Source organism: Flavobacterium sp. HJJ (assembly GCF_015351475.1).
Classification (GTDB): Bacteria; Bacteroidota; Bacteroidia; order Flavobacteriales; family Flavobacteriaceae; genus Flavobacterium; species Flavobacterium marginilacus.
In genome coordinates this window covers 74668-99101 of sequence record NZ_JADKPR010000011.1, presented here as the reverse complement: position 1 = coordinate 99101, position 24434 = coordinate 74668, and the positions used below count along the sequence as shown (strand labels likewise).

Here is a 24434-nt window from a genome sequence, read left to right as displayed (position 1 = left end):
AATAAAATTTAAGCCTATCATTCCAAATTTGGTAAATAACCTTGATAAAAACCAGACTCTACTTTTATCAAATATACAATAATTCTTATAACTTTTTAAAAAGTCTCGACTTTAGCTCAACTCTATCGAAAAGCAAAAAATCGTGTCATCCGCGTGCCATTTCTCCAGTTTATGTCATTTAACATATCATAAAATAATATACACTAATTTTGGCACTTTGGAGTTATACTATTTATGCTAAAAAAAGTACTATTTTGGATTGTCATTTTATATTTTTCTGGACTTCAGGCTCAGGAAATAGACTCGGCGTACAGCACCAAAAAAATAGCTTTTACTACAGATACCATTCATTTGGAACAAGTGAGTATCAATCCTAGTTTTTTTAAAATTTTGGATCATAAAAACCAGATTGTCGACAGCACTTCCTACGAAGTCAACTTCCCAAAGGGCATTATTTTATTCAAAAACCGAAACATTCCCCCTACTGATTCCCTGACGGTTCACTATTTAAAACTGCCTGATTTCTTAACCAAGGAATATACCATTTACGACAGCAGTAAAATCATCGATAACAATGCCACTAATCAAAGTTTATACCGCATCGAAAACCCAACGTCTCCAAAAAACATTCCGTTTGACGGACTTATTACAGATGGCAGTCTTTCCAGAGGTGTTACTGTCGGTAATAATCAAAATGCAGTAGTCAATTCGAAACTGGACTTTAGGATTACGGGGAAACTATCGGATAAAGTGAGTATTCGTGCCTCCATTCAGGATACCAACATTCCGGTTCAGGAAGGAAGCTATTCCCAACGGCTGAACCAATATGACAATATCTTCATGGAACTTTTTACCGACAGCTGGAATGTTCGTGCGGGTGATGTTTTTATTGGCAACAACTACACTCGATTCCTTACTTTCAACAAGAAAATACAGGGATTATTGACAACCGTCAACTTTGGAAACGAAGACAAAAAGACAACTGTTTTTGCTTCGGGGGGACTCGTGACTGGAAATTACACCAGCAGTAATTTCAAAGGACAGGAAGGCAATCAGGGACCTTATAAATTGGTCGGAAAAAATGGTGAATTATATGTTTTGGTCATCATTGGTTCGGAAAGGGTCTATGTCAATGGCATTTTATTGAAGAGAGGTCAGGAGAACGATTATATTATTGATTACAATTCGGGGGAGATTGTCTTTACACCACAATTTCCTATTACTTCCGAAATGCGGATTGTAGTCGAATACCAATTTTCCGAAAACAATTACTCCCGATTTATCACTTATGACGGAGGCACTTTTACGGACAAAAAATGGAATTTTGGAGCCATCGTATATTCAGAAAGTGATTTGAAAAATCAGCCCGTTCAGCAAAATCTTTCACAAGACCAAGCTTTGATTTTGAAAGATGCTGGAGACAATACCCATTTGATGGTCGCTCCATCGGCTATTGTTGCCGACTATGACGAGAAAAAAATACAGTATAAAAAAAGCACACAAGGAACTGCTACAATCTATGCATATTCCACAAACCCAAATGACGAATTATATAATGTTACGTTTACTTTAGTCGGTCAAGCTAAAGGGAATTATATTTTAACCAACCCAACAAGTGTTGATAAAATATTTGAGTATACAGCTCCTGTCAACGGAGTTTTACAGGGAAATTATGAACCAGTCATTCAATTGATTGCACCATTGAAATCTCAGGTGGCTACTTTTTTTGGAAAATACAATCCTTCCGAAAAAACGGCTGTAGCATTTGAACTAGCAGTGAGCAACAATGACCAAAATTTATTTTCCTCCATAGACGACGCAAACAATCAGGGAATATCTGGCGAAATCAAAGCAAAACAACGTCTTTATTCCAAAAAATGGAACATTGATGCATTTGCTAATTTTCAAGCCGTTCAAGCCAATTTTAAGCCCGTAGAACGTATTAATAGCATTGAATTTTACCGCGATTGGAATGTCACTTCATCTGTAATAACTGGAAACCAAAGTCTGCTGGGAACTGGTTTTAATTTTAGTTTGGTTCCAAAAAAAGACTCTTCGACGGTAGCCAACATTACTTATGAATTTGAGAAATTAGCCCTTTCCAATACCTATTCGGGGATAAAAAACAATCTTAACACCAATTTTGAATTCAAAAAATGGAGCATAAAAAATGATGGGAGCTATCTAAAAAGTGATGACGTAGAAAACGCTTCCACTTTTTTGAGGAATCTTTCACAGTTTCGTTATCATAACAAAAAAAATTGGGTTGGAGGTTCTTTACACTTTGAGGACAATCAGGAAATCAACAAGGCAGCACAAAAATTCTCTTTGTTGAGCCAGCGCTTTTCGCAATACGGAATATACGCAGGACATGGTGACAGCACAAAGGTATATGTTCAGTTGGGCTACGCCAGAAGAATAAACGACAGTGTTCAAAACGGATTACTGCAGAGGGTGAACACTTCAAACAGTTATAATTTTCAATCCAAATTATTGAAGACAGAAACCCGTGATATTTCGATATTTATCAATTACAGACAATTGAATTATACCGATCCTGCCTTAAAAAACACGCCTTCGCTCAACTCCAGAATTACATATAACGATCAGTTTTTCAATAAATTGATTCAGAGCAACACCCGTTATGAAACCAATTCGGGAACAATGCCTTTTCAGGATTACACTTATGTTGAAGTTCCAGCCGGTCAGGGGAAATACACTTGGAATGATTACAACGGAAACGGAATCAAAGATTTAGAAGAATTCGAAATCGCTCCATTTTCGGATTTGGCAAAGTACACCCGAATATTTCTACCCAATCAAACTTATATCAAAACCAACCAAAACAGATTCTCACAATCATTTATCATCAACCCTATTATTTGGCAAAACAGTACCAATTACAAAAAAACCTTATCTCATTTTTACATGCAGACCTCCTTTATTATGGATCAAAAAGTCAAAAATGACGGAGATCATTTAGAACTCAATCCATTCGAATCCTCTACGGATGCTATTTTGGGACTCATAAAAACGTTTACGAATAGTTTGTCCTATAATCGTGGAAAAAGAGAACATTCGGTTACGTATACTTTTACAAAAAATGAAACCCAGAATCTATTGTCCATTGGCACACTGAAAAATGAAAACAGTTTTCATCAATTGGAATACCTGCATTTACTAAAAAAAAGCTGGCTGTTTGATCTAATTGGTAAAACCATTCAAAACCAAACAGAGTCCCTCACCTTTGCCGAAAAAAACTATAACATCGAAGGTCATTCGTGGTTTCCAAAGATCAGCTACTTGTTTTCAGACAAAATCAGTTTGGATGTTTTTTATGAATACCTCAACAAGGAAAATAAAATTGGGAGTCTCGATACTTTAGAACAAAACCGATTTGGCACCGCATTCAGTTATACAGGCAGTTCGAAATTTAACATCAATAGTGAAATCTCATTGTATAAAAATGACTTTACCGGCAACGAATATTCATCGGCGGGATATCAAATGCTGGAAGGTCTGCAAAAAGGGCAAAACATTACATGGAGAACTTTATTCCAAGTAAACCTGACTAAATTTTTAGACTTGAATTTAATTTACCAAGGGCGAAAAAGTGAAACAAGCGACGTCATTCACACAGGAAGCGTTGAGTTAAGAGCTTATTTTTAAATGTTTTATCGTATATTAAAAATAAATTTGTAAATTTAGGTTCAATCTAAAAACCTATCGTTATGAAATTACAAATTCACAAAAAAACCACACTGTTAAGCTTGAGTAAAAAATTATTGGTATTAAGTTTCTTCTTTATTGCTACGAACACTTTCTATGGTCAAACTTCTAAAACCAAAGAAGAAGCAACTGTCGAAAAAAAAGCTAAAGAAACCAAGAAAAAAGCAGACAAAGCAACGAAAGACTCCAAAGAAACAGCCGATAAAGCCGTAAAGGAAACCAATAAAAAAGCAGACAAAGCATCAAAAGACTCCAAAGCAACAGCCGATAAAGCCGTAAAGGAAACCAAAAAAACAGCAGACAAAGCAAGTAAGGATTCCAAAACTACAGCCGATAAAATGGCAAAAGAAACTAAAAAAACAGCAGACAAAGCAACGAAAGAAGCGAAAAAAGAAGCTGCAAAAACTTCGGATAAAACAAAATCGGCAGTCAAAACAGCTGATAAAGTAACTGGAGAATACAATGGCAAAAAAGTATACACCGGTCCTCAGGGAGGTAAATATTACATCAATTCAAACGGGAATAAAACTTATATAAAACAATAAATCTGTTTTTTTGAGTTCAACATAAGGCTTTCCGAAATCTGGAAAGCCTTTTTTATTTAATCGATTTCTCGCTAAAATTTGTTTCAGAATAAATCTCGCTGAGACGTGAAGGCACAAAGAAATAAATTCTAATCTTTGCAGCTTCGCGTCTCCTGCGAGAATGAATTAAGACCAAAAAATGCCCCACAGATAACACGGATTTAAATGGATTGACACAGATAAACCTAAACTGGCTTTAAAAAAATCAGCGATAATCCGTTTAAATTCGTGTCATCCGTGTCCAAAAAAACACAACACATTCACCCCAAAAAATAAACATGCCACTTATCGTTTAAAATAATCTTTTAGTAATACATTGCAAACATTAAAAAGCAGCACACCAAGTATCTTAGCCTTACAACTAAACCGTAAGACTTGCACATGAATTTGAACTCCGAAAATAAAACCATTTTAGTAGCGCCCTTAAACTGGGGACTAGGTCATGCTACCCGCTGCATCCCGATAATCAAAGCATTGCAGGAAAATAACTTCACACCCATAATTGCTTCTGATGGGATTGCTCTTGAGCTGCTTCGCAAAGAGTTTCCGTACCTAAAAACCCTCGAATTGCCTTCCTACCAAATCGAATATGCCAAAAACGGCAAAAACTTTAAATGGAAACTGATAAAAAACTTACCCCGAATGCTCGAAGCCATCAGCGAAGAGAAAAAAATTGTAAAAAAATGGATTAAAAAACACCAAATCGACGGAATCATATCCGATAACCGACTCGGAGTTTACAGCAAAAAAATCCCGTCTGTCTTTATCACGCACCAGCTGAATGTCCTGACCGGAAACACCACTTGGCTTACCAGTAAAATACACCAGCATATCATAAAAAAATATACCGCCTGCTGGATTCCCGATGTCAATTCCGAATTAAATCTTACCGGAAAACTGGGACATTTAGAGAACAATTCGCTAACCCTAAACTATCTGGGTCCCTTGAGCCGAATGCACAAAATGGCATTACCCATCCAGTATGACCTGATGATTATTTTATCCGGACCCGAACCTCAGCGCGGATTACTAGAAGCCCATCTTACCGAAGAACTAAAACGTTACGAAGGAAAAGTCGTTTTCATAAAAGGAATCATCGAAGCCGAACAGAAGAAAGAACAGATAGGAAATGTAACCTACTATAATTTCATGAAAACCCGCCAGCTGGAACACACCTTCAACGAAAGCGAAAAAGTCCTCTGCCGATCCGGCTACACCACAATCATGGACTTGGTAAAACTGAACAAAAAAGCTTTTTTCATCCCCACTCCCGGACAATACGAGCAGGTTTATCTCGCCGAAAAACTTCAGAAGGAAGGTCTTGTTCCCTTTACCTGTCAAGAGCGTTTTAAAATCGAAGATATTTCAAAAATTGATCAGTATCAAGGACTGCCAAAACTAGAAAGCACCGTCAATTGGGAAAAATTATTTAAGGTCTTTATTAAAAGTAAAAAGTCGGAATACTCAATGTAGTTCCGACTTTTTTCCTCACCCTTAATGCCTCTCCATATGAGAAGGAATTATCGGGCTATATATTTACAATTGCTAATAAATTACTCCTTTGGCAATATGCCATCTATTTTATCATGCTTGATAATTTTGGCATTGACCATAAAATAAACATACTCCGCAATGTTGGTGCAATGCTCAGAAATACGCTCCAGATGTTTTAAAACTATTATCAAGTTCGTTCCAGAAACAACCGCCTTGGAATTAGTCTTCATTTCATTGATAATTTCATGAATAGTATCTTCTGATTTGTTTTTGATTTCTTTGCTCAAAACAAATATCTCTCCGATCGTGCTTTCCTGACGTGTTAAAAAATAATTATTCGTTTTGGCAGTAATCAGTTCTACCTGTTTGGTTATATCAGCAATAGAAAACTTCACAATCAAATCGTGTTTTTCTTTGATGTTTTTTGACTTTTTTACAATGCTAAGAGACAAATCACCTATGCGCTCAATTTCATTGCTAATCTGCATCGCCGACATAATAAAACGCAGATCCGAAGCTACAGGCTGCTGCAGTGCAAAAATGCTCTGACAGATTTCGTCAATCTTAACATCCAGTTTATCAATTTTAGATTCTGTTTTTTTTATGATTTTTTCTTCTGCCACTCCTGGCTCCTGCAAAAGTATTTTAACGGCTTCACTCACTTGGTTTTCCGCCAATTGCCCGATTTTTTCAATAATGCCTTTTAATTTTCCTAATTCTATTTCGAAATGTGTTGTCATCTTTTTTTATTTAAAAGTTTAAAAATTGTTTAAAAGTTTAAAAAATTAAACGTTTAATAATCTAAGGGAAATTATACTAAGCAGCGAATCAACATCACTCCCCGCGAATTAAACGATTTAAAACCATATTAAACTAATTTTAAACAATTATCCAAATCTTCCCGTAATATAATCTTCGGTTTGTTTTTGGACAGGATTAGTAAATATCGCATTTGTTTTGCCCATTTCTATTAAATTCCCCATATAAAAGAAAGCAGTCTGGTCACTCGTTCTCGCAGCCTGCTGCATATTATGGGTAACAATAATGATGGTGTACTGCTCTTTTAGCTGATGAATCAGTTCCTCAATTTTTGAAGTCGAAATAGGATCTAATGCACTGGCTGGTTCATCCATCAAAATAATGTCCGGACTTACCGCCAATGTTCTCCCTATACACAAACGCTGCTGCTGTCCACCTGAAAGCCCGAGTGCCGAATCATCCAGACGGTCTTTCAGCTCATCCCAGATAGCTGCCTGACGCAGTGAAGTTTCTACAATTTCATCCAATTGCGCTTTATCTTTTATTCCGTTGATTCTAGGACCGTAAGCAATATTTTCATAAATGGATTTTGGAAAAGGATTCGATTTTTGAAAAACCATTCCAATCTTTTTGCGGATATTAACAACATCAACATTTTTATTATAAATATCAATTCCTTCCACAAGCATTTCTCCTTTAATAGAAACACTAGGAATCAAATCATTCATTCTGTTAATGCATCTCAAAAAAGTAGATTTCCCGCAGCCCGAAGGTCCAATCAAGGCAGTCACTTTATTGGCCGGAATTTCCATTGTGATTTCGTTAAGTGCTTTTTTTTCACCGTAGTACAGTGACAAATCATTAACTTTTATTTTTATGTCTTTCATATTTTATATCTAAAAGGATAATTTATTTTATGAGCAAATCATTATTTCGTTTTTCTTCTGATTCGTGCTCTAATGATAACTGCCACTATATTTAACGATAATGTCAAAATGAGCAATACCAAGGTTGTAGCAAACTGAATCGGCATTGTTTTCTCCACATCCGAAGACTGGGTTGACATGATATAAATATGATATCCAAGATTCATAAACTGATCGCTCAAAGAACCTGGCAGTGTAGCAAGATAATAAGCAGCTCCAGTAAACAGAATTGGAGCAACTTCACCCGCTCCCCTGCTCACAGCAAGAATAGTTCCGGTCATAATACCAGATACTGATTCGGGCAGAATCACTTTGCGGATTGTCTGCCATTTGGTTGCTCCAAGTGCCAGACTTGCTTCTCTCATTTCTCTCGGAATCGTTTTTAGAGCTTCTTCGACAGAAACAATAATAACTGGCAGCGTTAATAAAGACATTGTTAAACTTGCCCAAAGAATATTAGGCTGTCCCCAGCGCAGCTGTCCGTCATTGAGAACGGTATCTGCGCCTGCCCCAATAAACTGTATAAAAAATCCAAGTCCAAAAAGACCAAATATTATAGAAGGCACAACGGCCAAGGTACGTACTGAGAATCGCACCGCTGCAGCAAATTTGGAATTTTCACTGGCATATTCTGTCAAATAAAGTGCTGTAATAGTACCAAAAGGAACTGCTGCAATAGACATTACTATAACCAAAATAAAAGTTCCGATTAAGGCTGGAAAAATTCCTCCTTCGGTCATACCATTGGTTGGAAAAGAAGAAATAAATTCCCAGGAAAATTTGGTACGCCCTTGGTATACTATAATTCCTAATATTATAAAAAGGATAGCAATAATAAGGATTACAGCCAATTGGGTTATCCCAATGAAAAATTTTCCTTTTGTTTCCGAAACACTTTTTTTACTGGAAAAAAAATGATTTTCTGTTTGATTTACAACTGTATCCATAACTATTTACCTTGGAATTTTTTCAATAATTTACCTTTCACATAAAACTCCGCTACTGCATTTAATGCAAATGAGAAGATAAAAAGCAATGAGCCTATAAAAAACAACACACTGTAATGCGTTTCTCCAAAAACCGTTTCGGCCATTTCAGAACCGATGGTTGCCGCAAACGTACGTACGCTTTCAAAAGGATTGGCAGAAACTAAAGCTGCATTTCCAGTGGCCATCAGCGCAATCATGGTTTCTCCAAAAACCCTTCCTATGCCTAATAATAATGCTGCAAAAATCCCTGGAGTTGCCGCTGGAAGAATCACAAAAAATGCAGTCTGCCATTTACTGGCTCCCAAAGCTAAACTTGCTTCGGTATACGTTTTTGGTACAGCTGCCAGCGCATCTTCGGAAATTGTATAAATAATCGGAATTGCCGCCAAAGCCATAGCTACTCCGCCAATAAAAGCATTCAGTCTGGAATCGTATCCAAAGACATCCTGAAAGAAACTTGCCAATACCATCAAAGCAAAAAAACCAATAACTACTGACGGGAAAGCAGCCAGCATTTCGATAATAGGTTTAATTATTTCTTTAACTCTTTTGGAAGCGAAACAGGAAGTATACAAGGCTGCCAAAACGGCCAATGGACCGGCAATAAGCATTGCGATAATAGTTACTTTCAGAGTTCCAATTAACAATCCGAACAAACCAAATCTAGGATTATCAGACACTGGCACCCATTCTGTAGTAAAAAATGTATTCCATGTTTTGTCTGCTCCTTCTTGATTTTGCGAAACTACTTCAGTCTTTTCATCTGTTGGAGAAACTGATAAATCTTCCTTTGGAGCATCTCCGTACGATTCCGGCTTTAACTCTTCATTGGAAACAGATTCTGTACCATAGGTTTCTGGTTTTAATTCAGCTTCTGGCTCAGCACTATAGGATTCCGACTTCAGCTCTTCTGTTGTTTCAGCCCCGTAGGACTCTGGCTTCAATTCGGCAGCCGCTGCTCCGTAAGATTCTGGTTTATTAGCTGCGACTTCAGTTACTGTTTTAGAATCTGCCGAAGAAAATAATGGCAATGATTCTTTGAAGACAAAAATGAAGATTAAAAAGATAACTGCTATAGATAGAAAAGCAACTGATGAAATAATTTTTTCAGCAAGAAACTCAGAAATCCTGAATTGTTTCTTTAGGCTTTCTTCTGTAAAAATCTTTGTTTTTGGGGATAATTGGGAATCCATTTTATTTATTTAGGAATTCATATGTAGATACTGTCTGCATTTGTTTAAGATCAATTAAGGTTACTTTTATTTAGCATTCAGCAGACATAAATATCCCTCACTTCAAATATTACAGAATGAGGGATATTTTACTTTTTATTATTTTAAAGGATAATATCCAACATCAGCAATAAGACCCTGCCCTTCAGGACTCAAAATCCAATCGATGAAAGCTTTAGCCTCTCCTGTTGGTTTTGATTTCAAATACATATACAAATATCTTGAAATTGGATAGGTATGGTTTTTAATTGTAGCTGCAGTTGGCAGAATACCTGCGCTCTTATCGTCTTTCTTCACAGCACAGTCTTTTACTCCTTCAGCATATGCTGCACCGCCATATCCAATAGAATATTTATCTTTTTTCACAGCATTTACAATCGCTGCAGTTCCAGGCAGAGTTTGGCACGATGGAGAAAAATCTGTTTTAACTACATTGTCTTTGAAGAAACCAAAAGTCCCTGAACTGCTTTCTCTTCCGTATAATTTAATTGGAGCATCAGGACCGCCAACTTCATTCCAGTTCGTAATTTTACCCGCAAAAATCTGACCAATCTGCTTCAATGTAAGCGATGCAACTGGATTTGCTTTATTCAGATAAACAGACAAACCATCTTTGGCACAAGGAATTTCAACTCCCATTGTATTGTATCTCGCTTTTAATTTTTCAATTTCAGATGCCTTGATAGGACGGCTTGAATTAGCAATATCTGTTGATCCGTTAATTAATGCTGCAAGACCTACTCCAGATCCGCCTCCTGTTACCTGAATAGAAGCTCCTGGATTTTTTTTCATATATACCTCTGCCCATTTTTGAGATAAAATAACCATTGTATCTGAACCTTTTACTGTCACTTTATTTACTGTAGTAAATGAAAATCCAATAGTCATTACCACTGCTAAAAGGACTGCTATTTTAAATTTAGTTGTATTCATTTTTTAAATGTCTTTTTAATTTTCGACAAAAGTAAAACCACAACGTTAAGCCTATGTTAAGTAAGCATTATTCAATCTTTACCATTTAACCATTTTTACAATAATTTTACAATAAATAAAAAGTAACATAACCATAAAAAGATTACTAACACTGAATATCAGTAACATATAAGAAATAACACAGATAAAAACTAAAAAAAGGCTGTTTCACAAATTGCTGCACTGCCCCCAAAAAGTTAGACACTATTTGGGGGCATTTTTATGGAAAGAAAAGTCAAGTATGGTTATGAATTTAAACTTCGATGTGTAAATGAGGTTTTAAAAAAGCATCAAGCAATAACTGTTGTCGCAAAAGAAAATGGTATTGGGAAAACTGGTCTTAAAGATTGGATTAGTCGCTATCTTGAATTTGGCAACAAAGGTCTTTTGCCAATACAAAAAAATAAAAATTATAGCGCAGAGTTTAAATTAAAAGTTCTAAAAACTATTAAAAACAAGTCATTATCTTTGAGTAAAGCTTGTTTGTTGTTCAATATTCCGTCAAGTGCAATTATAAGACGTTGGCAAATTCGTTATACTGAAGAAGGTTTAACAGGCTTAAAACCTAAAGCCAAAGGCAGACCAATTGTTATGAATTTTAAAAGAAAACAAAGAAAAACAGACAAACCTTTAACAAGAGAAGAAGAACTATTAAAGGAATTAGAGTATCTGCGAGCAGAAAACGAAATTCTAAAAAAGTTCAATGCCTTAGTTCAAGCCGAACAAGCCAATCAAAACAAAAAGCTAAAACCATAACGGAATTAAGGCATAAATATGATTTAGATCTTTTACTAAATTGTATAAATATGGTTAGAAGTACATATTATTACTATGAAAAGAAATGTCAGTCAATAGATAAATATCAAGAGATAAAGCAATTAATTAAACAGATTTTCAACCATCATAAAGGCAGATTAGGTTACAGGCGAATTACTTTATTGATCAAACAAAAAGGCATAGTAATTAATCACAAAACTGTACTGCGTCTAATGAAAGTTTTAGGATTAAAGAGTTTAATACGAATCAAGAAATATAAATCATATAAAGGAGAACAAGGGAAGATTGCCCCAAATATATTACAGCGTAATTTTAAGGCTGTTAAACCTAATGAAAAATGGGCAACAGATATCACTGAATTTAGCGTCTCAGGAAGTAAATTGTATCTCTCTCCAATTATTGATTTATTTAATGGAGAAATAATAAGTTATGAATTATCTGAGAAACCCCATTTTAATCAAATAGTCAATATGCTTAAAAAATCATTTAGGAAAATATCAAATAACACAAATTTGATCTTGCACTCAGATCAAGGATGGCAATACCAAATGAAACAATATCAGTATTTATTAAAGCAAAAAGGAATTAAACAAAGCATGTCTAGAAAAGGAAATTGTCTTGACAATGCTATTATTGAAAACTTCTTTGGAATCCTGAAATCTGAACTTTTTTATCTTAAAAAATACAGCTCTATTAATCAATTGAAACAAGAAATAATCGAATATATAGATTACTATAATAATGAGAGAATAAAACTTAATCTAAAAGGAATGAGCCCGATACAATATCGAGCTCATTATTATCAAAATTAATTATAAATTCGTCTAAACTTTTGGGTGCAGTCTATGCAAAACAGCCTTGTTTTATATAAAAAATCGCCCCGAATATTACACTAAAATCGTTCTAAAAGTTAACCTGAAATCTCAAAGTTGCAGTATTATTTCGAACATCGTCATTATATATGCCGCCAATAGCAGCACTCGTTTCGTTGATCGGCATTGTATAGCCTAAACCAATTTTTGTATTGGTTGTAAAAAAGTAATGAAAAGCGAATCCCCAAGTATGTACTTTCAGATCATTTATAACAGTCACGTCGTTTCCAGACAATTTGCTGTTTGGATCAAATGAATCGTAACGGATTCCTCCTTGAAATTTTGTTCCAAAGTTTTTCTCTAAAGTTACATAATAACCAAAAAAGTCTCTTTCACCGCTAAAATTAAATGAAGGGTTATTGTTTACGATAGCACTTCCTGCAGTACCCGAAATAATTCCGGTATTAAACTCCGATTTTAAAGCAATCCCTCCTAAAATATCATAATACAATTGAAGCTCTCCTCCAAACCATTGTTTTCTCAATTTATCTCCAACTGCTGCTGTAAATGGTTTATTATCTGTATCGCTATAGGTTCCTGCAGCAAAAACGGTATTTTTTCCATAAAAACCACTTGCTCCAAAATCAATTCCTAAACCTGCGTTAGGAAACTTTAAAGAATATGTTGCCCTTGCAACAATGTCTTTTTCACTGTCAACATCTGCAACCTGATTAGCAATTGGACCTTCACCAAAGTTCCCATTGAATGCAGCGATTTGAATTTTTAAAGGAATTTCATATTGAGTAATGAAATTAGCTTCAATTTTTGCTCCCAAATCTCTTTCCTGCGGATACAAAATACCCGACATTCTGCTTCTTTCTAAAATGATTCTGTCTCTTGAAGAAAACTCAACCTCATAATCAGGGCGGTTAAATTGTCCAACCCATAACTGAAAAGTATTAATCCAGGTATCATTCAATTGAACGTACGCATCTTTTAGTGTTACTGCGCTGAAAGTAAAATTTGGCTGTAACACAAATGTCACTCCTTCCATAGGCTGGTAGGTGAATTTAACTCTGGCTCTTCTAATAACAAAAGAATTACTTACATCAACTGTATTGGTTGTTAATGGCACATTTGTTTCTGAAGTTCCTGGCTTTAACTGAAAGGGACCTCCTGAAGCTGGCACATTTTGATAATTATACATATCATACTGAACCTGCATGTATCCTGACATTCTCAGTTTAGACATTTTGTCAACCTGCTCCTGCAATGGAGATAATTGTTCATTTAAAGCATCAAATTTTAATTGATGTGCGTTAATTGACTGCTGCAGGGAGTCAATGCTGATAGGTTTAATAGATTTAACGGAGTCATTTTCTACTTCTTGAGCATTAACCATACCAAATCCAGACAACATTAATGCAACTATAACTTTTTTCATTTCTTTCTAATAAGAATGTTAATTTTGCCGCAAAGGTGATGCTGCAATGTTAAGTTAAAGTTAACACAATGTTATTTAGATGATAATTTAATGTTAATGAGGGTTTTCTTAAGTAAACTAAAAATATTTTCCCTGCTTAAAATTCACTTATGTATTTGTATTTCAGTATTTTAAATATTTATTTTTAATTTATTCTTAGGTTACTAAATCTTTAAATTTGATTTCTTTTTTAAACCTAATTGATCCGTAATAAATGTCTTTTCAAGCGTAAATGAAAAATCAGACCCTATTCCGAACTCACTTTCGACGTAAATTTTTTCTTTATGCGCCTCAATAATATGTTTTACTATAGAAAGTCCTAATCCTGAACCTCCTTCAGTCCGCGAACCGCTTTTGTCTACTCTGTAAAACCGTTCAAAAAGGCGCGGAATATTTTGTGCTTCTATTCCTTCTCCATTATCAGAAATGCGTACCAAAACTTTTTTATTAGTTAAATTAACAATAGAAACTTCGGTCAGACCGCCTTCTTTACCATATTTAATGGAATTTACAATTAAATTTTCAACCACCTGCTGAATCTTGTCCTTGTCGCCGTTTACAAAAATGGGCTGCAGATGGTCATTTTCAAAAGATAAAGTCACATTCTTTTTATCAGCTTTCATTTCCAATAAATCAAAAACATTCTGAATCAGTTTAACAATATCAAACTTTGTAAATTCAAGATTCAGATCTCCCGATTCTAATTTGGTAATCATATCCAGATCTTCAACGATGTAAATCAATCGTTCTACACCTTTTTCGGCGCGTTTCAAATATTTTTTTCTGATGGATTTATCTTCCATCGCACCGTCAATGAGTGTAGACAGATAACCCTGAACTGTAAACAGCGGTGTTTTTAGCTCATGAGAAACATTTCCTAAAAACTCTCTTCGATATTCCTCACGTATCTGCAGCATTTCTATTTCCAGCTTTTTATCCGTTGCAAATTTCTTAACCTCTCTAGTAAGAGTTTCCATATCGGTAGTGATCGGCTTATTGATAAAAGTGCTGGATTCTAATAATGATACATCATCGTATATTTTTTTTACTCTGCGGTAGATAAAACGCTCAACTCGATACTGCAGTACAAAAAAAGAAAACACATATACAAAAAACAGGCTGATAAAACCGAACAGGAGCATTTTGCTAAATGAAGGCTTATACAGTATTGAGGACAGGATCATGCAAAATCCGGAGACAAACAAACTGATATACAATGCTGATTTTATAGCAAACTTGTAACTTTTTTTGAAACTAATATTCATTATTGATTTTGTGCGCGCATTATGGTTATTGAAAAGATTTTTAACTAAGATTCAAAGCTTCTAAGTTAAAAAAAGTTTTATTACCTTTTCAAAACGTCAATATATTGATTATTGATATTCGGGATGATTATTTATTTTACAAAATTTATGTGTCGCTGATAAAATCAAATGATTTAAAATTTATCAGCTAAAAAACTAAACTTCAAATTTATACCCTACCCCCTTAATGGTTTTAAACAGATCATCACCTATTTTTTCGCGAAGCTTTCTAATGTGAACATCAATAGTTCTTCCTCCAACTACAACATCATTACCCCATACCTTATCAAGAATCTCTTCTCTTTTAAATACTTTTCCAGGTTTAGATGCTAATAAATAGAATAATTCAAACTCTTTTCTTGGTAAAGCAATTTCAAAATTATCCTTAACTATTTTATATTCCTCACGGTTAATTTCGATACCGCCTACATTTAGCGTTTCACTGCTTTGATCCTGCTCTTTTAATCTTCTTAACAAAGCCTTTACCTTACTGACCAATAATTTTGGCTTTATTGGTTTGGTAATATAATCATCGGCACCGGCATCAAATCCTGCCACTTGAGAGTAATCTTCATTTCTTGCTGTCAGGAATGTAATGATAACATTATTCAGTTCAGGAATTTTTCTAATATTTTCACAAGCCTCCATGCCGTCCATTTCGGGCATCATTACATCCATTATAATAAGACTTGGAATTTCTTTTCTAGCTTTCTCAACGGCTTCTTTACCATTAGCAGCTGTTACAATCTGATATCCTTCCTGCGCTAAATTATAGCCAACAATTTCTAAAACATCTGGTTCATCATCAACCAGAAGAATCTTTGTATTTCTTTTCTTCATAATTCAATAACAATAAATCAAGCTTTTTTTATTGTACAAACCTCGTTATTAGCATACAATCACTTTTTACTGCAATGTAAAAGTACTAATAAACTGCAAGTATCAATACAAAAAAAGCTGACTTAACCTTAATTTAATATGGTAACAATTTCATAAAGATTCTGACATTGATTGATAACCCGTGCTTAACACAAAGACTATAATCCTGCCATTTATTTGCAGAAAATTAAATACTACTTAAAATGAAATTAAAATTTCTATTGTTTACACTATTTATCTGTGTTATTGGTTTTGCACAAAATACTGGAACCATAACAGGTGTTTTATTAGACAAAGATTCGAACAATCAGCCGTTACCTTTTGCAAATGTTGTAATAAAAGGAACAAAAATTGGTGTTAATACTGATGCTGAAGGAAAATATACAATTAAAACTGCTCCGGGAAATTACATAGTTCAATTCAGCTTTTTGGGTTATGAATCTGTAGAATCTCCTGTTACTGTTACTGCAAACCAAACGGTTACATTAGATAGTTCTCTGGGATCTGGAAGTTACAAACTAAAAGACGTAGTAATCAAAACCAGTACCGGCGGAAGAGAAAAAGAAACCGCTTTATTATTAGAACAAAAAAATGCAATTGAAATGAAACAAGTTATTGGTGCTCAAGAGCTATCAAGAAAAGGAGTTTCTGATGCAGCTGCAGCAGTTGTAAAAACTTCAGGTGTAGCAAAATCTGAAGGAGTAAATAACGTTTTTGTGCGTGGACTAGGTGATCGTTATAATTCAACTTCTCTAAACGGTTTACCCCTTCCTTCTGAAGATCCTTTATACAAAAATATTTCTTTGGATTTCTTTCAATCAAACATCATTAAAAACATCAACATTAACAAAACATTTGGGGCTAATCTAAGTGGTGATAATTCTGGAGCAAATATTGATATTTCTTCAAAAGAATTAAATGAATCAAAATTACTAATTGTTTCTGCTGGTGGAGGATTTAACACTAACGCTGCTTCAGCGAAAAACTTTTCTGTAGCCGATGGAGCATACAACTATTTTGGATTTCTTAAAAATGGAAGAAACCTGCCAATTACTGATTTAACTCAATACACATTTAATTCAAGTTTAAAAACAAACAGTGTTTCAACACCAATTAACGAAAACTTTAACATTGTTGCAGGCGGAAAATTCAATGTGGGAAAAAACAATAATACACTTTCGCTTTTTGGAGTAGCAAGCAATACGAATGACTATACTTATAAAACAGGTTTCGTAGGGCAAGCTACAAATACAGGTGATTACCAACAAAGAATGAACATGGAGCGTGCTGATTACAAAACCACGCAAACAATACTTGGGAATGTAAAATATAAGTATCAAAAAGGATATATTTCTGCAAACTCACTCTTCATACATAATAATTCACAATATGTTGGAAAATATTTAGGATATCATAAAGACATCAATGATAATCTTGGGGCTGAATCTGCTGAAAACTCACTAATAGTACGTCAGCAAAACAACAACAACATCATGCTTTCTAACCAATTATTGTCGGAATATAAATTTAATGATAAAATCAGCATTAATGCAGGAGCTGTTTACAGTACTGTTCGAGGAACTGAACCAGACCGAAAAACAAATGCATATGCAAAGAACACATCTGGAAACTACATTCTAAGTTCAAATTCACCTGGAGACAACAATCGTTATTTTTCTACATTGGACGAAAATGACTTTGGTGCAAACGCTGAAGCTGTTTACAAAATTAATCCAAATGCAGATAAACAAATACAAATTGTCTTTGGCGGGAATTATAGAAAAACAGACCGTACCTTTAATTTTACTGAAATAGATTTCCAACAAGGCGGCTTAGCTATCGATCCTAACAATCCAGATGCAGTACTGAATCAAGCAAATCTTAATGCTGGTGCATTCAATCTTATTACTTTATGGAACAATTCTAACTTAAACCCAATGTATTACATTGGTAATCGTAATATCGCAGCAGGTTACGCACAAGTAGTTTACCCTGTTAACGAAAAACTTACGTTGCAGCTTGGTTTAAGAAACGAAAATATAAAACAAACAATTAACTGGGACACCAACATTACCAGTACAGTAACAGATCTAACTACGGCACCATCAATTATCGATAAAAAATATGTATTACCAAGTGCAAACCTAAAATACAGTTTTAACGAGAAAAACACAATACGTATTTCTGCAAGTAAAACATACACAATGCCACAGTTTAAAGAAATGGCAAACTTCCTGTACAGCGATGTAAACTTTAACGAACGTGGAAATCCTTATTTAACTCCTTCTACAGTATATAATGGAGATATTAAATATGATTACTACCTATCTAAAAAAGAAATTATTTCGGTAGGAGCTTACTACAAATTTATACAGGATCCAATCTTAAGAATGATTATGAATACACCTGGACTTGATTATTCTTATGTTAACACTAACAAAGCTTATGTTGCAGGTGCTGAAATTGAAGTACGCAAAACATTATATAGTATTGAAAGTGAAAAACATAAAAACGAATTCAATTTGGGATTAAATGCTTCATATTTATATAGTAAAGAAGATCAAACGGATGTAACAACCGGTCTTGTATCTGCCACTTTTACCCATAATACAGGTAAAATGCAAGGAGCAGCACCATTACTAGTAAATTCAGACATCAGCTTTAGCACAGATTCAGAAAACACTACCTTTTTATCTACCCTGGTATTTAATTATTTCTATGATAAAGTATATTCAGTAGGAACAACAGGTCGTGAAAATCTTATTGAAAGAGCAGTTCCAACGTTAGATTTCATTAATCGCTTTGAATTTAAAAAAAGTAAAATGACCTTAAGCCTTGGTGCTCGTAACATACTTAATCCAAAATTCAGACTTACACAGCAAGCTACATCTAACATAACTGGCTTAACTCAAGATGTACTAATCAGCAGCTATCGCAAAGGAGCAATTATTTCGATGGGACTTAACTGGCAATTATAATTTAAAAATCAATTTAAATAACAAATCGCTGTTTTACTGATAGAAAACAACAGCATAGAGTAAGGAAAATAATTTCAATATTAGTTCGTAAACAAATTTGAATTGAACTAAAACACATACATATTTGTCAAGCTAATAGTTTATTAATTAAAAAAAATCTATAATACAAACAACGAAGTTCATTGAAGCTTTATAAAAATTACAATATCATAACCAGCCTTTAACCCCCTAATAACATTAGGTAAATATATTTGCAAAGGATTTAAAAAACGATTCAAAAAACAAAAAATGAAAAAAATGAAAAAATTTCTTATGCTTGCTATTGCAGCATCAATAGTAGCTTCTTGTAGTAGCGACGACAACAGTTCTGATACTAATACTGAAACAAAAGACGGATACATATCATCACTAAAAGATCCTGATTATGATGTATCAAACCTAAAAGGAAAAATAAATGCAGATATTACACTACCTGCTGGAAACTATACGCTAACAGGTCGTTTAATTGTAGTTGATGGTGCAACACTAACGGTTAGCCCAGGTGCTAAATTTATTGCAACTGCTACTGCAGGAACTGCAGCAACAAGTATCTCTGTAGAAGTATTACGCGGAGGTAAAATTAATGCTGTAGGTACTGTTGCTGCTCCAATCGTTTTCACTTCTGCAAACAAAAAACCAGGTGACTGGATGGGTGTATTCCTTTGTGGAAAAGCAACACTTGTAAATGCTGCTACAGGAACACGTGACGGGTCATTCACTCAAACAACAGAACTAGGAGACGAGCTTTACGGTGGTAATGATGATGCTGATTCATCAGGACGTTTAGAGTATGTAGAAATTGGTTACGCTGGTGCTCGTGTTAACGCTACAAAAGAAGGCAACAACCTTTCTCTTTATGCACAAGGTACAGGAACTGTTCTTAAAAATCTTTACTTACACGATGGTTCTGATGATAATATCGAATTCTTCGGAGGTCGTGTAAATGTTGAAAATGCACTTGTTGTAAACTCTGCTGATGACACTTTTGACTGGTGTTTAGGTTGGAGTGGTACAGCTAAAAACATTATTGAGGTGCGTGAAGCAGGATTTACTGACATCACTAATGGCTCTGGAATGATGGAAGGTGACGGTGGATTTGCTGACCTTGCTTCTACTCCAGCTATAACAACTAACTTATCTAACCCTACATTCACTAACCTTTCTGTAGGTGTGTATAATGCAAACGGAGTTGATTCAGGCTCTACAAGCGGTGCAGCTTATGCACTTCGTGCTGGTTTTACTTACCGTACGGGCTGTAAAATTACTATACAAAATGCAAAAGTAATTTGGGGTACTGTAGCTGCTAACCCAGTAAATGGATTAATTAAATTCAACGACGGTACAGGACCAGCTCTTGCTGCAAATGTTAACATAAGCATGAACTATAATGGAGTTGATTTCAGAACAATAGCAGGTGTAACTACATCTCCTGACAGCCCAAATCCTGGTGCTAACTACAACTTAAATGGTGCGTATCCAGCATATTTAATTGGTGACTTCCAAAAACTAGTTTTCAACGCAACTACTAATACTGGTGCTGATAAATCAGTTTTCGCCTGGACAAATTACGACTTCGCGACTAAAGCTCCTGGTCTATTTTAATAAGTTCTTAAAACAATATTCAGCATTAAATCCTTCGGAAATATTTTCGAAGGATTTTTTGTTTAGTATAATGCTAAAAAAATATTCTCTTAAAGCGTTCATTAATACATAATAAATTCAAATACTTATAAATTTAAGATGTTTTTTGGCGTAATTTTTGAAATCTTTAGTTTACTTGCTACAATGAATTATCTAACGAAAACAAACTAATTTAACTAGACCTTTATTATCAAAAACAACAACTGAATCGGGAGCTTCATTAACAGCTGGAGCATGGACTACAGTTGACGGGGTTAGTTTAATAAAATAAACTTCAGTTAAAAAAACATTAAAAACATCCTAATTCAATAGGATGTTTTTTTTGTATTAAACTTTTTTATATCTTTACTGTAACAAACTCAAGCTGATGGTAAAAAACTACTTTTATATTACTCTCTTAGTGGCTATTTTTTTTACAACTGGTGCTCAGGCACAAGATAATAAACAGCCGAAGACACAAGAAGATTCTTCAATTGAAGGGTTAAGTTTGTACCCAAATCCTGTGTCTACCGGTAAAGTTTATATTACTTCTAAGAAAGACTCAGAAAAAGAGATCATCATCTTTGATGTTTTAGGAAAAAAAGTACTGCAGACTACAATTAGCACTAAAGAACTAAATATCTCAAATTTATCCCCTGGGATTTATATCATAAAAATAACAGAAGAAGGTTCAACTAGCAGCAGAAAACTAATAGTCCAGTAATTCTTCACAATACAGCAGCAAAAGTTCCATTTTTATGTGGAACTTTTTTTATGCCTTTTTTTTAAAACCATAAACATCAAAACTAAAAAAAGCATCGAAAAACAATACCTTTGCAAAAAAAAGAACTTGATTACAGCCAGCGACATATTTACCATTTCGAGTCAAAAACAATTTGAAAAAACAGCTTTAAAAGTATTCCGCCATCAATATAAAAACAATTTGGTTTATAAGGAATTCTGCGATTTACTGAAAACAAATCCACAGAAAGTAAAGTCACTGCATCAGATTCCGTTTTTACCGATACAATTTTTCAAAAGCCATGATGTTGTCTCAAACAGCGAGCCTATCCAGACCACTTTCACCAGCAGCGGGACAACTGGAGCTATAACCAGCAGGCATTTAGTTACCGATATTTCTGTGTACGAAGAAAGCTACCGCAAAGGTTTCTCTCAATTTTACGGAAATATTGAAGATTATGTTATTCTGGCACTGCTTCCTTCCTATCTGGAAAGAGAAGGTTCATCATTAATACACATGGTCGAAGATTTAATACAGCTTACCAATAACAGCAGCAGCGGGTTTTACCTCAACAATCATGACGAACTAATCCAAAAACTCATTGAACTGGACGAAGCGGGACAGAATGTTATTCTAATTGGAGTTACCTATGCTTTATTGGATTTAATCGAAAAAAGAACATTCCAGCTGCAGCACACCATTATTATGGAAACTGGCGGGATGAAAGGGAAACGTAAAGAAATGATTCGGGAAGAACTGCACGAACAGCTTTGCAGCGGATTTGGCGTTTCTGCCATACATTCTGAATACGGAATGACCGAACTGTTATCTCAGGCTTATTCGTTAGGAAACGGCGTATTTGAATGCCCTTCCTGGATGCAGATACACATCCGCGACACCGAAGATGCTATGACCTACATAAAAGACGGAAAAACGGGCGGAATTAACGTCATTGATTTAGCCAACATCAATTCCTGCTCGTTCATTGCTACGCAGGATTTAGGCAAAAAATATCCCAACAGCTCTTTCGAGGTATTGGGACGTTTTGATAATTCTGATATTCGAGGTTGTAATTTGATGGTGGTTTAATCGTAAATATCTTTCCGATGTCCTAAATCGATAACTTCTATCACAAGAATATTGTCAAATATTTCATAAATCACTCGATAATCACCTACTCGAATACGATATCCTTTTCTGCCCTTTAGCTTTCTATAGCCCTGAGGTCTTGGATTGTCTGCTAAAGCATAAATTTCTTTTTTGATTGCAGAATAATTTGGCTCATTAATTTTCACTAATATCTTCAAAACTTTACTCCTAAATTCAATAGTGTAAGGCATTATTTTAACGATTTTCGTTTTTCTTCTATAATTTTAAAGGCTTCATCAATAGAAATCCGATAACCATCATCATCTCTCTTGGCCTCATCATACAAACGAACATCTTCTAAATCTTCTAATTTTTGAATCAATTTATTATATTTTTCTATAGGCATAACGACAGCCGTTCTTTTGCCTTTTTCATCTGTCAAAAATTGAGTTCCCATAGTGCATACATATTTATATAGTAAAGTTAGACAATTATTTCACTCAAATCACCACATGAAAGAAAAAGAACTTTCAAACAAAAAAGTCCCAAAAGCTCTTACGAGGTATTGGGACGTTTTGATAATTCTGATATTCGCGGATGTAATTTAATGGTGGTCTAAAAAAGTTTAATATTTTGTTTAAAGGTTTAATTATTGTCTAAAGTTGTTAAACCTAAGTCGTAAAGCCAATTTCAAACTTTTAAACCATTTTAAACCCTTAAACAACTAAACAATTCTCAATACAAAATAATTCTTCTTACCGCTTTGCAACAATACAAACTGATTATTGATTAAATCTTTTGACGAAAACACAAACGTTTCGTTTACTTTCTCTTTATTAACAGAAATTGAATTCGCCGTTAAAGCTCTTCTTGCTTCACCGTTTGACTTGAAGAATCCTGTTTTTTCGTTCAGAACGGAAATAATCTCGATTCCGGCCTCAATATCAACTCTTGAAATTTCGGCTTGAGGAACTCCGTCAAAAACTTCTAAAAAAGTTTTTCCATCCAAAGCTTTCAAATCATCTGCTGTCGCATTTCCGAAAAGAATATTCGAAGCTTTGATCGCCTTGTCCAATTCTTCTTGCGAATGAACAAAAACTGTAATTTCTTCAGCTAACTTTCTTTGTAAAACTCGTAAATGCGGAGCTGTTTTATGTTCTTCGATTAAAGCTTCTATTTCTTCTTTTCCTAAAAAAGTAAAGATTTTTATATATTTTTCAGCATCAACATCAGTAGTATTCAGCCAAAACTGGTAAAATTTATAAACCGAAGTTTTATCTGCAGTCAGCCATACGTTTCCGCCTTCAGACTTTCCGAATTTAGAACCATCGGCTTTGGTAATCAGCGGGCAGGTCATTGCAAAAGCTTTGGCTTCTTCACCTACATTCATACGGCGCACCAATTCGGTTCCAGTAGTGATATTTCCCCATTGATCTGAACCTCCCATTTGCAGTAAGCAATTGTATTCTTTATGCAGATGATAGAAATCGTACCCTTGAATCAATTGGTAGGTAAACTCCGTAAACGACATTCCCTCGCCTTCACCAGACAAACGTTTCTTTACAGAATCCTTGGCCATCATATAATTTACCGTAATACGTTTACCAACGTCACGCGCAAAATTAATGAATGACAAACCTTTCATCCAATCGTAGTTATTTACCAAAACCGGCGCATTTGCTGCCGTATCGTTAAAGTCCAAAAATCGAGACAAAACGCCTTTTATTCCTTCAACATTTTTATTTAAAGTAACCTCATCCAATAAATTTCTCTCGTCCGATTTTCCCGAAGGATCTCCAATCATTCCTGTAGCTCCACCCACCAAAGCTATTGGTTTGTGTCCGAAATTTTTAAGGTGAACCAATAAAATAATCGGCACCAGACTCCCAATATGCAGTGAATCTGACGTAGGGTCAAATCCAATATAAGTCGTTGTCATTTCTTTTAAAAGCTGTTCTTCGGTTCCAGGCATGATATCGTGAACCAATCCGCGCCATTGTAATTCGGAAATAATATTTTTCATTTC

At 34.7% G+C, this 24434-nt stretch carries 19 protein-coding genes; 8 read left to right on the top strand and 11 right to left on the bottom strand.

Features of this window, described 5'->3' with window-relative positions; translation table 11 throughout:
• Window positions 1–234 precede the first annotated feature (234 nt).
• The 3 genes from IRZ80_RS10595 to IRZ80_RS10585 all read left to right on the top strand — a co-directional run bounded on the left by IRZ80_RS10595 (window position 235) and on the right by IRZ80_RS10585 (window position 5786).
• Entirely contained in the window at window positions 235–3669 is a 3435-nt protein-coding gene (locus tag IRZ80_RS10595; protein WP_194641537.1) for a hypothetical protein, read from the top strand.
• Window positions 3670–3731: 62 nt separating this feature from the next.
• On the top strand, window positions 3732–4274 hold the full coding sequence (locus tag IRZ80_RS10590) for a hypothetical protein (RefSeq protein ID WP_228520871.1): 543 nt from the start codon (window positions 3732–3734) through the stop codon (window positions 4272–4274).
• Window positions 4275–4694: 420 nt separating this feature from the next.
• Complete coding sequence (locus IRZ80_RS10585) at window positions 4695–5786, top strand: glycosyltransferase family protein (protein ID WP_194641536.1); 1092 nt, start codon at window positions 4695–4697, stop codon at window positions 5784–5786.
• Window positions 5787–5866: 80 nt separating this feature from the next.
• On the opposite strand, the gene phoU is transcribed toward IRZ80_RS10585, so the two are convergent.
• From phoU to IRZ80_RS10560, 5 genes are all read right to left on the bottom strand, one after another.
• Entirely contained in the window at window positions 5867–6547 is a 681-nt protein-coding gene (phoU, locus tag IRZ80_RS10580; protein ID WP_194641535.1) for a phosphate signaling complex protein PhoU, read from the bottom strand.
• Window positions 6548–6694: 147 nt separating this feature from the next.
• Window positions 6695–7453, bottom strand: a complete 759-nt coding sequence (pstB, locus tag IRZ80_RS10575; protein ID WP_194641534.1) for a phosphate ABC transporter ATP-binding protein PstB — start codon at window positions 7451–7453, stop codon at window positions 6695–6697.
• A gap of 41 nt (window positions 7454–7494) precedes the next feature.
• Window positions 7495–8439 carry a phosphate ABC transporter permease PstA gene (gene pstA, locus IRZ80_RS10570; protein ID WP_194641533.1) on the bottom strand — a complete coding sequence of 315 codons (945 nt, stop codon included), beginning with the start codon at window positions 8437–8439 and terminating at the stop codon, window positions 7495–7497.
• Between the two features lie 2 nt (window positions 8440–8441).
• Window positions 8442–9674 carry a phosphate ABC transporter permease subunit PstC gene (gene pstC, locus IRZ80_RS10565; RefSeq protein WP_194641532.1) on the bottom strand — a complete coding sequence of 411 codons (1233 nt, stop codon included), beginning with the start codon at window positions 9672–9674 and terminating at the stop codon, window positions 8442–8444.
• A 138-nt stretch (window positions 9675–9812) separates the two neighbouring features.
• Window positions 9813–10646 carry a phosphate ABC transporter substrate-binding protein gene (locus tag IRZ80_RS10560; RefSeq protein ID WP_194641531.1) on the bottom strand — a complete coding sequence of 278 codons (834 nt, stop codon included), beginning with the start codon at window positions 10644–10646 and terminating at the stop codon, window positions 9813–9815.
• Window positions 10647–10907: 261 nt separating this feature from the next.
• On the opposite strand from IRZ80_RS10560, the gene IRZ80_RS10550 reads away from it, so the two are divergent.
• A protein-coding gene (locus IRZ80_RS10550; protein WP_410504226.1) for an IS3 family transposase occupies window positions 10908–12274 on the top strand; the annotation gives its coding sequence in 2 pieces (ribosomal slippage) (window positions 10908–11376 and window positions 11376–12274; 1368 coding nt in all).
• Between the two features lie 91 nt (window positions 12275–12365).
• Here the strand turns inward: IRZ80_RS10550 and IRZ80_RS10545 are convergent.
• The 3 genes from IRZ80_RS10545 to IRZ80_RS10535 form a co-directional block, all read right to left on the bottom strand.
• Window positions 12366–13718 (bottom strand): hypothetical protein, encoded by a 1353-nt coding sequence (locus IRZ80_RS10545; protein WP_194641529.1) that lies wholly within the window; start codon window positions 13716–13718, stop codon window positions 12366–12368.
• Between the two features lie 203 nt (window positions 13719–13921).
• Window positions 13922–15022: a sensor histidine kinase gene (locus tag IRZ80_RS10540; RefSeq protein ID WP_194641528.1), complete on the bottom strand. Its 1101-nt coding sequence runs from the start codon at window positions 15020–15022 to the stop codon at window positions 13922–13924.
• Between the two features lie 195 nt (window positions 15023–15217).
• Window positions 15218–15901 (bottom strand): response regulator transcription factor, encoded by a 684-nt coding sequence (locus IRZ80_RS10535; protein ID WP_194641527.1) that lies wholly within the window; start codon window positions 15899–15901, stop codon window positions 15218–15220.
• A 242-nt stretch (window positions 15902–16143) separates the two neighbouring features.
• Between IRZ80_RS10535 and IRZ80_RS10530 the strand changes: the two genes are divergently transcribed.
• The 4 genes from IRZ80_RS10530 (at window position 16144) to IRZ80_RS10515 (ending at window position 22408) form a co-directional block, all read left to right on the top strand.
• Window positions 16144–18918 (top strand): TonB-dependent receptor, encoded by a 2775-nt coding sequence (locus IRZ80_RS10530; protein ID WP_194641526.1) that lies wholly within the window; start codon window positions 16144–16146, stop codon window positions 18916–18918.
• 297 nt (window positions 18919–19215) lie between these two features.
• Window positions 19216–20559: a hypothetical protein gene (locus tag IRZ80_RS10525; RefSeq protein WP_194641525.1), complete on the top strand. Its 1344-nt coding sequence runs from the start codon at window positions 19216–19218 to the stop codon at window positions 20557–20559.
• A gap of 406 nt (window positions 20560–20965) precedes the next feature.
• Window positions 20966–21301: a T9SS type A sorting domain-containing protein gene (locus IRZ80_RS10520; RefSeq protein ID WP_194641524.1), complete on the top strand. Its 336-nt coding sequence runs from the start codon at window positions 20966–20968 to the stop codon at window positions 21299–21301.
• 126 nt (window positions 21302–21427) lie between these two features.
• On the top strand, window positions 21428–22408 hold the full coding sequence (locus IRZ80_RS10515; protein WP_194641523.1) for an acyl transferase: 981 nt from the start codon (window positions 21428–21430) through the stop codon (window positions 22406–22408).
• On the opposite strand, the gene IRZ80_RS10510 is transcribed toward IRZ80_RS10515, so the two are convergent.
• From IRZ80_RS10510 to tyrS, 3 genes are all read right to left on the bottom strand, one after another.
• Entirely contained in the window at window positions 22405–22659 is a 255-nt protein-coding gene (locus IRZ80_RS10510; protein ID WP_194641522.1) for a type II toxin-antitoxin system RelE family toxin, read from the bottom strand. The two genes, IRZ80_RS10515 and IRZ80_RS10510, sit on opposite strands and share 4 nt — an antisense overlap.
• Complete coding sequence (locus tag IRZ80_RS10505; RefSeq protein ID WP_194641521.1) at window positions 22659–22865, bottom strand: hypothetical protein; 207 nt, start codon at window positions 22863–22865, stop codon at window positions 22659–22661. Before IRZ80_RS10505 ends, IRZ80_RS10510 begins: the two co-directional genes overlap by 1 nt.
• A 267-nt stretch (window positions 22866–23132) precedes the next feature.
• Complete coding sequence (gene tyrS / locus IRZ80_RS10500) at window positions 23133–24431, bottom strand: tyrosine--tRNA ligase (RefSeq protein ID WP_194641520.1); 1299 nt, start codon at window positions 24429–24431, stop codon at window positions 23133–23135.
• Window positions 24432–24434: the final 3 nt, after the last annotated feature.

Bases quoted from the DNA above. Each gene is read 5' to 3' on its own strand.
- IRZ80_RS10595 (WP_194641537.1), top strand. From the start codon at position 235: ATGCTAAAAAAAGTACTATTTTGGATTGTCATTTTATATTTTTCTGGA.
- IRZ80_RS10590 (WP_228520871.1), top strand. From the start codon at position 3,732: ATGAAATTACAAATTCACAAAAAAACCACACTGTTAAGCTTGAGTAAA.
- IRZ80_RS10585 (WP_194641536.1), top strand. From the start codon at position 4,695: ATGAATTTGAACTCCGAAAATAAAACCATTTTAGTAGCGCCCTTAAAC.
- phoU (WP_194641535.1), bottom strand. From the start codon at position 6,547: ATGACAACACATTTCGAAATAGAATTAGGAAAATTAAAAGGCATTATT.
- pstB (WP_194641534.1), bottom strand. From the start codon at position 7,453: ATGAAAGACATAAAAATAAAAGTTAATGATTTGTCACTGTACTACGGT.
- pstA (WP_194641533.1), bottom strand. From the start codon at position 8,439: ATGGATACAGTTGTAAATCAAACAGAAAATCATTTTTTTTCCAGTAAA.
- pstC (WP_194641532.1), bottom strand. From the start codon at position 9,674: ATGGATTCCCAATTATCCCCAAAAACAAAGATTTTTACAGAAGAAAGC.
- IRZ80_RS10560 (WP_194641531.1), bottom strand. From the start codon at position 10,646: ATGAATACAACTAAATTTAAAATAGCAGTCCTTTTAGCAGTGGTAATG.
- IRZ80_RS10545 (WP_194641529.1), bottom strand. From the start codon at position 13,718: ATGAAAAAAGTTATAGTTGCATTAATGTTGTCTGGATTTGGTATGGTT.
- IRZ80_RS10540 (WP_194641528.1), bottom strand. From the start codon at position 15,022: ATGAATATTAGTTTCAAAAAAAGTTACAAGTTTGCTATAAAATCAGCA.
- IRZ80_RS10535 (WP_194641527.1), bottom strand. From the start codon at position 15,901: ATGAAGAAAAGAAATACAAAGATTCTTCTGGTTGATGATGAACCAGAT.
- IRZ80_RS10530 (WP_194641526.1), top strand. From the start codon at position 16,144: ATGAAATTAAAATTTCTATTGTTTACACTATTTATCTGTGTTATTGGT.
- IRZ80_RS10525 (WP_194641525.1), top strand. From the start codon at position 19,216: ATGAAAAAATTTCTTATGCTTGCTATTGCAGCATCAATAGTAGCTTCT.
- IRZ80_RS10520 (WP_194641524.1), top strand. From the start codon at position 20,966: ATGGTAAAAAACTACTTTTATATTACTCTCTTAGTGGCTATTTTTTTT.
- IRZ80_RS10510 (WP_194641522.1), bottom strand. From the start codon at position 22,659: ATGCCTTACACTATTGAATTTAGGAGTAAAGTTTTGAAGATATTAGTG.
- IRZ80_RS10505 (WP_194641521.1), bottom strand. From the start codon at position 22,865: ATGGGAACTCAATTTTTGACAGATGAAAAAGGCAAAAGAACGGCTGTC.
- tyrS (WP_194641520.1), bottom strand. From the start codon at position 24,431: ATGAAAAATATTATTTCCGAATTACAATGGCGCGGATTGGTTCACGAT.